Genomic DNA, 14,566 nt, shown 5'->3' with positions numbered 1-14,566 from the left:
CCCACCCCTCTTTCCATTGGGCAAGCTAAGCTAGCAATCGTTGCAAGAACTGTGAATGCAGGCTCAAAGAGGTATATCTAAGATAAAAGAGGTATATCTAAGATAAAAGAGGTATATCTAAGATAGTCGTTGCCCCGCCAAGAAATAATGCATCTGTTTTGAAATGCTCACCGCGTGATCCCCAAAACGCTCATGATAGCGACTCGCCAATGTTGCATCAACTGCGTGCTCCGGTTTCTCCATCAATCCCGCAGTCAATACCTTCTCAAAAACCTTCGTGTGCAGCTCATCAAGCTCGTCGTCCAGATCGCGAATCTCCACGATCGTATCAATATTCTGTTCCTCAAGCAGCTCCACAATTTTGTGTGCCATTTGGATATCGAGTTTCCCCATCCGCGTAAAAGTTTTACGCAGCGGCTCAGGAATTGCATTTTCAGGGTATCGCAGCCGCGCCAGCTGCGCGATATGCTGAGCCAAATCCGCCATTCTTTCCAGAGAAGCGCTCATTCTAAGCGCACTCACCATCAACCGCAGGTCAGTCGCGACCGGTTGCTGCAGTGCCAAAACCTTAGTGACCCGCTCATCTAGAGAAGCGGCGAGCCGATCCACCTCAGGATCATGCTCTATCACTTTTTCAGCGAGCACGATGTCGCTCCCTGCGAAAGCCTCAGTCGCATTCTCAATGGCTCTCACCATCAGCTGTGCCAGCTCCACCAAGCCCTCTTGAATTTCAATCAATTCCTGTTGAAAAACTTGCCGCATCACGCATCCTTTCTCCAGCGCGCTTCACCTACTACAGTAGCTATTGTGACGGTGAGGGGTTAATTTCAACCAGCTTTTAGGTTAACATTTGGCAAATTTCTATCGCCCAAATAAGCAGCTAAGTACGATAGTAATATGAACCCAACTCTGCAGGTAGTTTACGCACTGCTGTTAGGTGCCGCGTGTGGTGGCTTAATCACCTACACCACGGTAAAAATCCGCAATGACGCTCGTATTCGAGCCGCAGAACTGCGCCCCGAACTACCACAGTTGGCAATCGACGTTTTTAATCGTTTAGAGTATCCAGCGATTGTGGTGGATCGTTCGCTAACTCCGATTTACACCAACACCGCAGCGCGCGCAGACATTCAAGGCAGTTCCCCCCTGTTCACAAACACGGCCTTTTTGAAATCACTGCGAAAGGTGATGCAGAGTGGCACGGCGTTATTACAGCTACCCGAAGAAGCCCCGGCAGAAACCTCTCGCCATTACAAAGTTCAAGCTTTTCGGCTGACCAAGAACTTTGTCGCCGTCCTGCTCAGAGATATGGGCGAAGAACAAAGGCTGACCGCTATTCGCAGAGATTTTATCGCCAATGTCAGTCACGAGCTGAAAACCCCTACCGCCGCGATTGGCTTGCTTGCAGAAGCTATCCAAGAGGCCAAAGACGATCCCGCAACCGTGTCGCATTTTGCCGATAGCATGGCGCAGGAAGCAAAACGGCTCGGCGCTCTCACTAAAGACATCATCAACCTCTCGCAAGCACAAACTGAACTGCGGTCAGAAGAATTAGAGCCGGTAGATTTATTAGAGCTGGTACAAGAGCAAGTAGCAGCACATCAAAATTATGCAGCGCAGTCAGAAGTTGATTTAGTACTGACACTGCCAGAATCCACGGCACTTTCGACAATCATTATGGGCAATCCAGCTGCTCTCGAAATAGCCGTTGCAAATATTCTCGCCAACGCGATTCGCTATTCGCCGCAGCACGGCAAAGTTGGAATCGGAATTACCTGCAGCGATGGCGCTCTTGACGTTGCCATTGCCGACAACGGCCCGGGCATCGCCCCGGAATACCAAGATCGCATCTTCGAGCGTTTTTTCCGCATTAATTCTGCGCGTACTCGCCACAAAGACGCCGGTGGCACCGGGCTCGGTCTCGCGATAGCTAGACACACGGTGCGTGCTCACGGCGGCGATATCACACTGTGGTCAAAACCTGATATGGGTTCGACTTTTACCCTGCATTTTCCCCTTACTGCGCCAGTTTTCACACCGCAGCCGGCATCTAAAACTAAGCGCCTTAAACGCGGGCGCACCAAACCCCAGGACCGAGTGTCCCACGCTGCCATGCACCGCGACCTAGCGGCAGAGTATGTTGCTGCAGCAAAAACCCCGAAACAAGGAGCACCTCGTGACTAACCACATTCTCCTAGTAGAAGACGAACTCTCCATCGCACAGCCCCTAACTTTTCTGCTACAACGCGAGGGTTTCAGCGTGACCCACGCGGCCGACGGCAACACAGCGCTGGAGCAATTTCAACGCGGCAATTTTGATTTAGTGCTGTTGGATTTGATGCTGCCCGGTGTTTACGGCACAGAAGTGTGCCGCCAAATGCGCATTCTCTCTAACACTCCAATAGTTATGTTGACCGCTAAAGACAGCGAGATCGATGTAGTTGTGGGGCTCGAACTTGGCGCTGATGATTACATCACCAAGCCATATTCCACCCGGGAGCTGTTGGCGCGCATTCGGGCGGTGTTAAGGCGCGCAGAAGCACCAGCAACGAACTCCGCTGCTGCACCCCAAACAATCGAAATTGCCGGCATCAAACTCGACCCGGAACGCCACACTGTGACAGTCAATGGCGCAGAAGTAAATATGCCCTTGCGGGAATTTGAGTTGCTAGAGATGCTAATGCAGAACGCGGGCCGTGTACTGACACGATCCCAACTTCTTGACCGCATCTGGGGCCAAAACTACTACGGCGACTCGAAGACTCTCGATGTGCACATTAAACGCATTCGCAGCAAAATTGAAGCCCAGCCATCACAACCACAGCTCTTGCAGACTGTGCGAGGTGTCGGATACCGCTTCACGTAAAAACATAAAAAGTTCACTTTTCGTTAACCTCAATGGCACATCTCGGCAACCTTCACCGCATATTTTTAAAATATCCGGTGCAAAACCGGGACACAGCAACCAAGGAAACGGAAGAAAAGTGAAGTTCATCAAAGCAGCTAAACTTGCGGCGGCAGGCAGCATCACGGCATTAGCGCTGAGCGCATGCGCAGCTAACGAAACAGGTGACACCGCGACACAGAGCACGAGTGACAGTGCAACGGCCAGCCTCAGCGGCGAACTAAACGGCGTCGGTGCTTCTTCCATGGCTCCGGCACAAGAGGCCTGGAGTATCACTTTCCAGCAAAAACACCCTAACGTCACCGTTAATTATGATCCAGCTGGATCAGGCACCGGACGTGAAACCTTCCAGAATGGCGCCAGCGCCTTCGCGGGCTCTGACCGCGCCTTTAAAACCTCTGAGCTCGCCGGCGGACAATTTTCTGGCTGCGCGGCGAACAGTGAGGTGCTAGAGTTCCCGGTCTACATTTCTCCGATTGCGATTATTTTCAACGTCGCCGGAGTTGATTCGCTGCAGCTTGATGCCCCGACAATCGCAAAAATTTTCACCGGGCAAATCAAGCAATGGGATGATCCACAGATTGCTGCTCAAAACCCTGGAGTTACGCTCCCTGCGGCTGCTATCACCGCGGTACATCGCTCAGATAAAAGCGGCACCACAGGTAACTTTACTGACTATCTGCACGGCGCTGCCGGCAGTGACTGGAGCGCTGGCGCCGTCGAAGAATGGCCAAGTGAGCTCGGCGGAGAGGCGGCTCAGGGCACCAGCGGTGTGGTAGAAGCCGTGCAAAACGGTTCCGGCACCATAGGGTACGTAGATGCCAGCCGCGCCGGAGACTTCAGCAGTGTCAAGGTGAAGGTCGGCGCTGAATACGTCACCCACACCCCGGCAGCAGCCGCTAAGATTGTCGATGCTTCACCGGTAGAGGAGGGCCGCAGCCCGGGTGACATCGCCATCACAATTAAGCGTGACAGCACCGACTCCGGGGTCTACCCGATTGTGCTCGTGAGCTACGCGATCGCTTGCAGCGAATACGCGGATCCTAAAGTGGGCGAGCTCACCAAAGCATACCTGGAATATATCGTGAGCGCCGAAGGCCAGAATCTTGCTGCAGAGCGCGCCGGCAGTGCGCCGCTTTCAGCTGACATGCAGGCCAAAATCGCGGCGATTATTAAAAACATCAAATAACTAAATTCAGAGGGGATCCAAATACCTACAAAGATTCGGATCCCCTCCCCCCCCCTATCCCCTCCCTTTATTTCTCGCTGCATAGGTCAGCCGAAATCAGCAACCAGAGTTCTCTGAGGAGTCAGGTGTCTTCCAAAACACAGCCAGCCGAGTCCCCTAGGGGGCATTCCGGCACCGCACAGCGACTTGGCGACGTAATTTTTAGTCGCTCTGCAATGTTTGCGGGAAGCATGATCATGGTCACACTTGCTGCCGTAGCAATATTCTTAATTGCGCGTAGCGTGCCCGCATTTTTTGCAGATAAGCAAAGTGCTTCAATTCTGACCACTAACTTCTTCGACTACGTGCTGCCGCTGATTTTCGGCACGGTGTGGGCCGCAGCTCTCGCACTGCTGTTTGCCTTCCCGCTGGCGGTGGGCATCGCGCTCTTTATTTCTCACTACGCTCCGCGCCGCCTCGCCAGCGTGCTCGGCTATATTGTGGATCTGCTCGCCGCAGTGCCGAGCGTGGTCTTCGGTCTCTGGGGCATCACCGTGCTCGCCCCCACGCTGCAACCGGTGTTCGCCTGGATCAACAGTGCTCTCGGCAGCGCGCCTGGTCTTAATTTGTTCTTCGGCGGTGCGGCCAGCGGCACCGGGCGCACCATTCTCACGGCGGCGCTAGTGCTGGGAGTGATGATTCTCCCCATTATGACCGCCATCTGCCGCGAGATCTTTCTACAAGCGCCGCGCCTGCACGAAGAGGCAGCGCTGGCGCTCGGTGCAACGCGGTGGGAGATGATTCGCATGGCGGTGCTGCCCTTCGGCCGCTCCGGCATGGTTTCCGCGGCGATGCTCGGCCTCGGTCGCGCTCTCGGCGAGACCATGGCGGTCGCGATGGTACTCTCAGCAACCGGCGCCGTCAGCCTGCAGCTGCTAACGAGCGAAAACCCCTCAACCATCGCCGCGAATATCGCGCTCAGCTTCCCGGAAGCCTACGGCACCAACATCAACGTGCTCATCGCAACCGGCCTGATTCTGTTCATCGTAACCTTCCTGGTCAATGCAATCGCGCGGTGGATCGTGAACCGCCGCGCCGAATTCTCAGGGGCTAACTAATGACCGCACAAGCACTCGCCGCTCAGCCACAGGCACACGGTTCTTTCACCACCGGCCAGCTGCAAAAACGCACCCCTTACCTGGTGTTGGGGCTGACCATAGCCGCGGTCACCGCAATCGCCGGGCTTCTCAGCAGCGCCTCCGGCACCGCTATCAACTTTGCCGCGGTTGCGGTGCTTGCCGCTGTTACCTATCTTGCCGCAATCACTACCCTCTCAGCCGCAGTTGAGGGTCGCCGTCGCGCCCTCGACCGACTTGTCACCGGCATTGTCACCCTCGCCTTTTTGGTTGCGATAGTGCCGCTGGTTTCAGTTACCGTGGAGGTCATCACCCTCGGCAGCAACCGCTTTGACGCAGAGTTCTTTAACAGCTCTATGCGCAACATTTCCGGCGCCGGTGGCGGTGCGCTGCACGCGATGGTCGGCACTCTGCTGATTACGCTCGCAGCGACAGTCATCTCAGTGCCGTTTGGGCTGCTAACCGCTATCTACCTGGTGGAGTATGGTCGCGGCAAGGTTGCAAAAATCATCACTTTCCTGGTTGATGTGATGACCGGTATTCCTTCCATCGTCGCTGGCCTGTTTGCCTACGCCCTGTTCGCGATTTTCTTTGGCCCGGGAGTGCGAATGGGTATCGTCGGAGCCGTAGCGCTAACCGTGCTGATGGTGCCCGTGGTGGTGCGATCCAGCGAAGAAATGCTGCGCCTGGTGCCGAACGAACTACGTGAAGCATCCTATGCGCTAGGGGTGCCGAAGTGGTTAACGATTCTGAAGGTGGTACTGCCAACTGCGATTGCTGGCATAACTACCGGCATCGTGCTCGCCATCGCCCGCGTTATTGGTGAAACCGCGCCGCTGCTGTTAACCGCCGGCTTCACCACCAGTATGAACTACAACCTGTTCGAGGGGCGGATGCAATCACTGCCGGTTTTCGTCTACACCCAGTACGCCAACCAGGGCAATCCCGCCAGCGCCTTTATCGACCGCGCCTGGGCCGCGGCACTGGCACTAATCCTCATCGTCATGGCACTCAACCTTATCGCCCGCTTGGTTGCGAAATATTTCGCGCCGCAGCAGAGCCGCTAACGCCATGCGGCGTCGCAGCTCCTGCACACCCCTGAGATTAGCCCGGGCATAGCTCGACGGCAGGATCCACCTCACAAGATTTAAGCAAAACGGAGAATACAATGTCTAAACGGATTGAAGTGCAAGACCTCAATGTCTACTACGGGAAATTTTTAGCGGTTGCCGATGTAACTATGGATATTCAACCACGCAGCGTTACGGCTTTCATCGGCCCGTCAGGCTGCGGCAAGTCAACCTTCTTGCGCACCCTGAACCGCATGCACGAGGTGATTCCGGAGGCACGGGTCGAGGGCGAAGTGCTGCTTGACGGCGAGGATCTCTACAGTGCGAACGCTGATCCAGTGCTGGTGCGGCGGCAGGTTGGTATGGTGTTTCAGCGACCCAATCCGTTCCCAACGATGTCGATCAAACAGAATGTGCTGGCAGGGGTACTGCTGAACAACCGCAAAATCTCAAAGAGTGACGCTGAAGATCTGGTAGAGCAGAGCCTACGCGGCGCAAATCTCTGGAACGAAGTGAAAGATCGCCTCGACAAACCCGGATCGGGGCTCTCTGGCGGGCAGCAGCAGCGCCTGTGCATCGCGCGTGCTATCGCAGTGGCTCCCGAGGTGCTGCTGATGGATGAGCCGTGCTCCGCGCTAGACCCAATCTCGACTCTCGCGATTGAGGATCTGATAGAGGAACTGAAGCAGACTTACACCATCGTAATCGTAACTCATAATATGCAACAAGCGTCACGTGTCAGCGATAAAACCGCGTTCTTTAACATCGCCGGCACCGGGCAGCCTGGCAGGCTCATCGAGTACGATGACACCCACAAAATATTCTCAACTCCTGCGGTGCAGGCAACAGAAGATTACGTCTCAGGTCGCTTTGGTTAATATCACCGTGACCCGTGAGCGCCAGCTTTTTACTCAGAACGATTTTTCAGGCTTGTGAAAACCTGTGCCAAAAGCCAGGTTCCACCCAGCAGCGCTCCCCACGCTAGAACATGGCCCGCCGAGCCGAGCACAGGCTGCGCTTCAACCTGCGCACGCACGGCGTCCTTTCCTTTCAAAAAGACCCAGGAGAAAAACAGCGCAATCAACAGTACCCCAGTGATACTAGCTACTACTCGCTTAAACATGACACCACTATACAGGCTAGTAGCCGTTCTGCTTAACACCGTATTCTGCTTCTTCGAGCGTAAATTTCTCGTAGAGCAGCTGATCCAGCAATCCCTGCCTTGAAAACGCTTGAAACTCCAAATACTCTGCGGCTTTCTTCGCGGCTTGTTGTTTCCAGTCAACCGCGAGCAGCTCAACACCGTAAATAGCGTCTGCGGTGCTGAACCCCTCATACTCTAACTGGGCTATTAGCCCGTGGTAAGAAAACGCCTGATATTCCAGATACTGTTTCGCTTTCAGCCTCGCGTTTTTCTGCTCGGTGGTTTCATTCCCGCTCTGCTCGGCTGCAGTGTTTTCAGCGGCCGAAGTCGTGCCGTTCGCACTATCGTGGTTGTCTGGTTGCTGCAACGTAGACTCTCCGCCGTGCTGCTCGGGAGCGCCTGGTGCCGCGGCAACCAACCCCGGCTGTTGCGCGTTAGGAGCGGCCCGCATGCTGCTTACACTAAAGCCCAGCACCACCCCTACCGCGAGCGCCAAAACCAGCGCCAACAGCCAGAGTATCGTGTGTTTACGCGACCCCGCCATAGCCGCCGTAGCCGTTGCTGACGCTGCAGTGGCTGCCTGCCCCACAGCAGGCGCCGCGGTCTGCCCCGCAGCCGCTGCCTGCTTCGCAGTTACTTCCGGGGTTTGCTGCTCAGACATTTACCTGCCTCCTTATGACTAGTTCAGAATTAGCTCCAAACTATCAAGCGGCGGCAGCCGCTACAGGCGCAAAATAAAATCTGTGGAAAACTCTGCGGACGTGCTGCCGCGCTTAGCTCAATTCGTTTAGTAGGTGTGGATCAAACCGCACCACTTCCCCGTTTGCGACTCTTTTAATCTGCATCCCCGCCAACGCATTTAACGTCAGTCGGATAAAACTGCCGTGACTTACCAGCAGCAGATTTTCCTTGCCATGCTGCTGGTAAAGCTCCTGCAGCGCCGCAATTCCACGCGCCGCAACCGCAGCGTCTGCTTCACCCACGTTGCCAATTAGCTGCAGTTTTTCCGCCTGTGTTAGCCCTTCCAGGCTGCGTCCCTCGGCTTCGCCGTAGTCTTTTTCCAGCAACCCAGGCACCACGTCAGGCTCCGGCAGCATCAGTTTCGCGGCAATAATTTCTGCGCTGTGTCGAGCTCGGCTAAGCGGTGAGCTCACCACCCGCTGCCACTGCTGCCCCACCAGGCCAGCTGCAGTCTCGTGCAGTTGCTGCACCCCGGTGGTGTTCAGCGGGATGTCAACCTGCCCCTGCAATCGGTTCTGCAAATTCCAATCGGTTTGACCGTGCCTAATAAAAGCCCACACGCCCATGCTTTCCTCGCTGCCAGATGCCACATCCGATATCCCACCGGATATCACTGCCACATATCACCATCAAATATAAACGTAAGCGGCCCTGATGCGCGGCGCCACCCAGTCTCCCTCACTAACTCTGCTGTGGCGAGGCTGCGAAACCCGCATTTCGGTCCCTCCCCAGTCTAAACTAATCTCACTCATGTGAACCCCATGCAACACCGATGTCACCCGCGCACACTCCACGGATGCTTTACCGCTCGGTGACAACAAATCGACCGATTCTGGGGTTACAGCTGCGGAGCCGACTAGCTCAAACGCACCCCACGCTGCTCAGGCAGGACCCACGCGGCAACCGCTGCGAGTATGAAAGCTGCCGCGAAAAGCACGAACAACCCCGCGATACCACCAATCTGCAACACCACCGGCACCAGCAGTGGCGCCAGAATCGAGGCAACGCGACCAAAGCCCGCTGCTGCACCCGTACCGCGGCCCCGCAGCTGTGTCGGATACAGGTCCGGCCCAATAGCGTAGAGTGCACCCCAGGCTCCGAGGTTAAAGAAGGAGAGAACACAGCCGGCTGCAATAATCAACATCTCAGTGTTTGCCGCCGCATAACAGCCCGCGCCAATAGCGCTGCCAATCAGGAACAGGGCGAGGGTGCAGCGGCGCCCGATTTTTTCGATCAGCCACGCTGCGGTGGCATATCCCGGCAGCTGCGCCAGGGTGATAATGAGGGTGAAGCTGAAAGACTTCACAAGGTCAAATCCGCTCTGCACGAGAAGAGTCGGAATCCAAATAAAGGCACCGTAGTAGCTAAGGTTAATACAGAACCAGATTATCCACAGCGCAATAGTGCGGCGACGCAATGCCTGGCTCCAGATGGAGCTGGCCGAGGCGAGCAGCAAGTTCTCCGATGCTGCTGCGTTTTCTGAATCCGCGGACTCAGATCGCGACCATACTGTTTCCCGCGCTGCCTTCTTGGCGAGCGGCACAACCGGTTGTTGCGGAGAACTTTTCGCATTCTCAGCAGCAGCAGCCTCAAATGAGGCAACTATTTGTTCCGCTTCCTCGTGCCGGCCCTTTGTTTCCAAGAACGCCACTGATTCTGGCATCTTGCGGCGAATCACCAAAGAGTAGATTGCCGGAACCATGCCGAGGGCTAGGCCCCACCGCCACCCGTTTTCACCGTTAGCAACCACGAAGGTGCCAATTACGGCCGCGAGGATCCACCCCAGCGCCCAGAACGCTTCGAGCAGCACGATCATGCGACCGCGCACTGCTCGCGGCGCGAACTCAGCCATCAGGGTGGAGGCTACCGGCAACTCTGCGCCTAGCCCGAGCCCCACGATGAAACGCAGCAGAATTAACAGTCCGAGGCCAGCTACCAGAGCCGACGCGCCGGTAGCTACGCCGTAAACCAGCAAGGTAAGCGCGAATACCTGTTTGCGTCCGATACGGTCTGCGAGCAATCCGCCGAGGGTAGCCCCGAGCGCCATGCCGATAAAACCGGCGGTGGCGAGCCACGATAATTGGGTTTTATCGAATCCCATGTGCAGGGATAGTGCCGCCATCACGAAAGAGATAAGGCCCACGTCCATGGCGTCTAGAGCCCAGCCGATACCAGCCCCGAACAACAGTTTCCGATGTTTGCTCGTAACTGGAAGCGCTTCAAGTCGCTGAGTTCTGCTTGTCATGATTTTGATTATAAAAATCAGTTAGCAAAATACCAGCTCCGTAATCATTTCTTAATTTTCGTTCGCAGATTCTGCGGTTTTAACTTCGGCAACCAGCTCAAACTCGAATCCCTCCGCGTTCTCAAGATACAGTGCGAAATGGTTTAGACCACCAGCGTGCGGATATTTTTCGCCGAACAGCTCCGCCCACCCGTGCTCCTTACAAGTTTCACGCAGCAAGTCCAACGCTGCGAGCCCGCCCGACACATTGAGGGCGAGATGGTTCAGCCCGGCACGGGTGCGACGATATGCACCAGACACGTCGGGAGACTGCTCCAGCACTAAATAGCTGCCGTCAGCAGCTTTCCAGATACAGCCGTCTTCCCAGCTGCTTTCAACGTCTAAGACCCAACCTATTTGCTGCAGCAACCAGTTAAAGCTGGGCTTTGCAGCCTCCAAGTTGGTGGTCCAAAGTTCAAGGTGATGAATAGCAGTCATATAAACATTTAAGCACGCTAACTGCTGCGCACCCCCGGATGCTTAACTCCTGGTTACAGTTGCGCCCGCAGCACAGTAAAAACCGCATCGCGCCCTACCTGTGTCACGTTTTTGAAGCGTTTTTCTACGGCGTCACGGTATCTCGCATGAGAATTGTGCACGAGCAGCAGCATCCCCCCAGGCCGCATTATGCGGTGCGCAGCGTCAAGCAGCGGCCGCACCAGCGTCATATCAATTTTTGTGCCCTCGTGAAATGGAGGATTGAGAAGCACCATATCGATTGTGCCGGGGCGGATCCGCGCTCCCGCGTCATCCCAGCTGACAGTGGCACGAACGTCATGAGCTAGGTTCACGGTAGCGCTGAGCACCGCATCCGCGTCAATATCAGTAGCATGCACCTCAGCAATTTTCCCTGCTTCGGCACTGTTTAGGATGTGGCGAGTTACCGACCCGTTACCGCATCCTAAATCAAGAATCCGCAAACCCTCCGGCATCGTTGCGAGCTGCCGCACTGCATGCTGCGCTAAAAACTCCCCACCGCGATCAGGTTTATCTCCGGAAAAAACGCCTCCATAACTGTACAATTTCGCTGTGTTTGGCTGCACGGCCGCGTTTTTTGCTACTAAGCCAGAGTTTTTCACTTGCGACGCAATTAAGCAGCGGTGCTTGCCCCGCCCGCGCGTTCCTCTAACAGTGTGGAAAAATTCCCCGAGAGTGTCGTTAAAACTTCGAGTCATGTGCTTAACCACGCCGCCCAAAATAATTGTGCCGGTGGTGTTAACGTCAGCTTGTCGAGCAAAAGCTTTGGCCCAGGTTGTGAGCGCTGCACGAGACTTTGGCAGTTTGCCAAGGGCAATACCGCCCCGGTATTGATGCTTCGCTAAAAACTCTTGCAAGTCTAGTGTTTCAGGGTCGATGTTATCGTTCTGATCAAGGCCAGAGATAAAGACCCGCTCTCTCATATCGGAGCCATGCTGCTGCAACAATGCTGTTAATTGCTTTGCTTTTCGATATGACCTTAACCGCACAAAAACGCGCGCTGCTGCAATGTTATTTTGCGCCTCGCTCTCTAAGAGTGCTGCCAAACACGCAAAGGTTAGCGTGAGGTTCTCATCCTCCAACACCAGCACATCATCCGCAGGCTGCTCAGCCGACGGTAGCTGCGAAAATGTGGCAGGTTGCTCTCCATGTAATACATTAGAGTTGCGATTTTCAAACCCTAAAAACGGCGCCGCGTGCTCTAAGATTAGGCGATCAAGCGAGCTTGCATGTTGTACTACATGGGTGCGCGCCTGATCACTGCGGGAAATACTCATGCTTAATTTTCACACACTTCAAAAATTTCAGAGTAAGACTTTGAAATCAATTTTGATTGACACATCCACCACAATCACAGTTGAAAACCAGCTAACTTGCAGGTTTTATCAATAGTTAGGTAGACTACTCAAAGTCAAATAACCTAATTTTCACAAACGTTATCTCCCTCACATGAAAACTTTGAGCATGCGCAAAATATTTTCTGCGCTGAGCATCACTCTGCTAGGTTTAAATTTTTTCCCAGCTGCAACGACAGCAACGACTCACCCAGCGGTGCAAGCTACAACTACCCCAGCGGTGCAAGCCGCAACTAAAGTAGCCGAGCAAGCCAAAACTAAAATAATCGAGCAAGCCAAAACTAAAATAATCGAGCAAGCCAAAACTAAAATAATCGAGCAGACTACACGCGAGTTTAAGCTCCCGGGAATCACACCACTTCCCACGGCTTATGGTGATTTACATTTTTTCCACGTCAGCCACGACCTCACTATCGAGCCTGGTGGCCCTCCTATCAATGCGCCGATTAAAATTGATGGCTATCTGACTTGCTCAAACTATCCCGGCATTTATTTCTCAAACTCCACGATATTTAATTATTCAGCTGGACAAACCACATATTCAAAAATAAACGAATATGTTGGATGGCAGCCCGAGGGCTTTGTTTGCGAATTTAGACCCCGCACTTCGACGGCGCCTCACGGCTACACTTGGGAAACTGGAACATATTCGAATGATGGCAAATATCCGAATCTTTTTTATGATGAAACTACTATTGATCAATACGAGGATCTCTTAGTAGATTCACGGCAGCACACCTTTAAGTTCCAATGGAAACTTGTAAAAAAACCCCAAATCATTGATCCGCCCCAACTGACAATTTCCGACCCGTGTGGCCCCAATAATGCCGTCTGGCAAAACCCGCCACAAATTCCAGGAGTTCAATGGAGTAAAAACTTCGATGGCACCCCCGTAGCAGCTGTCAATAGAGGGCTAGCATTCCCTACACCTTCACCCGGAGTATATAGTTCTTACCACTACTACGGAAAACCACAGGACTCCAATACGCCGTGCATTAGCAACATCCAGCTTAAGATGTCTGGCGGCAGATTCCCCGATACTGACCACCAGTTTGTGATGAGCTGGCAGCAAGACAGCCCTCGCATCACCAATGGCAGCACTTCTGCCCGAACCAATATACAGGGAGCGGATCCGACTTTTAGTGTAACCTCCGCACCGGTTACCACTTCCCCCAACGCCACTGGCACCATTAAAATCAGCACTCGCCCTCGAGCATCGTATTCTAGGGACTACAAAACCGAAATTAATTGCTATTACACTTCATCAACGGGGGAAAGAGTTGATGTCCCCGCCCACCGAACTGACTCTGCAACACATTTCTGGTCTGTCACTATGCCAAGCACTGCTCAGCAGACTATTTGCGAAGCCAATGTGATTCCAAATTTTGGTTTTGTCTCGGTTGATTCATTTAATGGCGGGTATGCTGCAAACCTTACTGCCGAAGTAATTCAGCAGCAACAGCCCACAACCGGGCAGCAAAACTGGGTGCTTTACCCCGAAGGTAAAACACCGGGCACAGTGGACCTTTCTAAGCCTTTTCATGGCGTCGAACTTTCTCAAGGTGTTTTTCATTTTTATGAGCACAAACCAGGTATTTACTATCTAGAGCTTGCCTCAACTCCAGAGGGATATGTTCCAGCAGGCCTGCAGACAACAGACACCGCAAACGTTTCAAAAGTCACAATTAACACGCAAGGCACCCGAAAGACCTACTTTAAGATAAAGGTAAATCCTGGCGAAACGCACACGGTACCGTTCTATTTACAGCAAAAACTCGGCAACCTAGAGTTCCACAACACCGCGCTAACCCATGAAGGTCCTCTTCTAGAAGGCAGCACCTGGCAGCTCTCTGGCACCTCCGGGGGCATATACCAACAGCACAATTTGACTGACGGTCCGCTCACAATCACCGATTGTGTAGCAGCAGCCGCTAATGAGTGCACCGGTTATGACACCGACCCTGCGGCCGGAAAATTTAGTATTCCAAATTTGGAATGGGGAGATTACACTCTGTCTCAGACGCAAGCATCACCTGGTTATAAACTTCCAGATGCGCACCTTGCGACACGACAGTTCACTATCAACCAGAACACGTTGCAGTCGAGCTTCACCGGCGCGAACAGTTTTGTTAACGAATATTCAGACGTTCCAAGTATCCCGCACACAGGCGGGTTAGGCAGAGACCATCTGCTACTCAGCGGTATTTTTGTGCTGCTGCTAGCTGGTGCTGCCACTGTGTTATTACAACGCAGGGCTAAACACCAATAGCCGATACCTGCACTGTG

General features: G+C 53.9%; 14 protein-coding genes. 7 read left to right on the top strand and 7 right to left on the bottom strand.

The window, feature by feature from the left end:
• Positions 1–117: 117 nt before the first annotated feature.
• Positions 118–762, bottom strand: coding sequence for a phosphate signaling complex protein PhoU (gene phoU, locus F5897_RS02765; protein WP_124824453.1), 645 nt, complete (start codon positions 760–762; stop codon positions 118–120).
• A 135-nt stretch (positions 763–897) separates the two neighbouring features.
• Here phoU and F5897_RS02760 point away from each other — a divergent pair, with 135 nt between their 5' ends.
• The 6 genes from F5897_RS02760 to pstB all read left to right on the top strand — a co-directional run bounded on the left by F5897_RS02760 (position 898) and on the right by pstB (position 7,157).
• Entirely contained in the window at positions 898–2,184 is a 1,287-nt protein-coding gene (locus F5897_RS02760) for a sensor histidine kinase (protein ID WP_124824454.1), read from the top strand.
• Complete coding sequence (locus F5897_RS02755) at positions 2,177–2,866, top strand: winged helix-turn-helix domain-containing protein (protein ID WP_343048762.1); 690 nt, start codon at positions 2,177–2,179, stop codon at positions 2,864–2,866. Before F5897_RS02760 ends, F5897_RS02755 begins: the two co-directional genes overlap by 8 nt.
• A gap of 118 nt (positions 2,867–2,984) precedes the next feature.
• The gene (gene pstS, locus F5897_RS02750) at positions 2,985–4,094 is read left to right on the top strand and encodes a phosphate ABC transporter substrate-binding protein PstS (RefSeq protein ID WP_343048761.1); all 1,110 of its coding nucleotides are present in this window, start codon (positions 2,985–2,987) and stop codon (positions 4,092–4,094) included.
• A 125-nt stretch (positions 4,095–4,219) separates the two neighbouring features.
• Entirely contained in the window at positions 4,220–5,191 is a 972-nt protein-coding gene (gene pstC, locus F5897_RS02745; protein WP_124824457.1) for a phosphate ABC transporter permease subunit PstC, read from the top strand.
• Positions 5,191–6,276, top strand: coding sequence for a phosphate ABC transporter permease PstA (gene pstA / locus F5897_RS02740; RefSeq protein WP_183304379.1), 1,086 nt, complete (start codon positions 5,191–5,193; stop codon positions 6,274–6,276). The genes pstC and pstA overlap by 1 nt, the downstream gene beginning before the upstream one ends.
• Before the next feature lie 101 nt (positions 6,277–6,377).
• Positions 6,378–7,157 (top strand): phosphate ABC transporter ATP-binding protein PstB, encoded by a 780-nt coding sequence (gene pstB, locus F5897_RS02735; RefSeq protein WP_183304378.1) that lies wholly within the window; start codon positions 6,378–6,380, stop codon positions 7,155–7,157.
• Positions 7,158–7,186: 29 nt separating this feature from the next.
• On the opposite strand, the gene F5897_RS02730 is transcribed toward pstB, so the two are convergent.
• From F5897_RS02730 to F5897_RS02705, 6 genes are all read right to left on the bottom strand, one after another.
• On the bottom strand, positions 7,187–7,402 hold the full coding sequence (locus F5897_RS02730; RefSeq protein ID WP_183304377.1) for a hypothetical protein: 216 nt from the start codon (positions 7,400–7,402) through the stop codon (positions 7,187–7,189).
• Between the two features lie 16 nt (positions 7,403–7,418).
• Positions 7,419–8,084, bottom strand: coding sequence for an Ltp family lipoprotein (locus F5897_RS02725; protein ID WP_221221259.1), 666 nt, complete (start codon positions 8,082–8,084; stop codon positions 7,419–7,421).
• A 112-nt stretch (positions 8,085–8,196) separates the two neighbouring features.
• Entirely contained in the window at positions 8,197–8,754 is a 558-nt protein-coding gene (locus tag F5897_RS02720; protein ID WP_183304376.1) for a histidine phosphatase family protein, read from the bottom strand.
• Positions 8,755–9,020: 266 nt separating this feature from the next.
• Positions 9,021–10,409, bottom strand: a complete 1,389-nt coding sequence (locus F5897_RS02715; RefSeq protein ID WP_124824466.1) for an MFS transporter — start codon at positions 10,407–10,409, stop codon at positions 9,021–9,023.
• Between the two features lie 51 nt (positions 10,410–10,460).
• Positions 10,461–10,886 (bottom strand): VOC family protein, encoded by a 426-nt coding sequence (locus F5897_RS02710; protein WP_183304375.1) that lies wholly within the window; start codon positions 10,884–10,886, stop codon positions 10,461–10,463.
• Between the two features lie 53 nt (positions 10,887–10,939).
• On the bottom strand, positions 10,940–12,202 hold the full coding sequence (locus tag F5897_RS02705) for a class I SAM-dependent methyltransferase (protein ID WP_183304374.1): 1,263 nt from the start codon (positions 12,200–12,202) through the stop codon (positions 10,940–10,942).
• A 187-nt stretch (positions 12,203–12,389) separates the two neighbouring features.
• Here F5897_RS02705 and F5897_RS02700 point away from each other — a divergent pair, with 187 nt between their 5' ends.
• Positions 12,390–14,549, top strand: a complete 2,160-nt coding sequence (locus tag F5897_RS02700; RefSeq protein WP_183304373.1) for an MSCRAMM family protein — start codon at positions 12,390–12,392, stop codon at positions 14,547–14,549.
• Positions 14,550–14,566 lie beyond the last annotated feature (17 nt).

The organism is Canibacter oris (assembly GCF_014197205.1).
Taxonomy (GTDB): Bacteria; Actinomycetota; Actinomycetes; order Actinomycetales; family Microbacteriaceae; genus Canibacter; species Canibacter oris.
The sequence above is the reverse complement of the archived record's forward strand: the minus strand, read 5'-3'. Positions and strand labels throughout refer to the sequence as shown.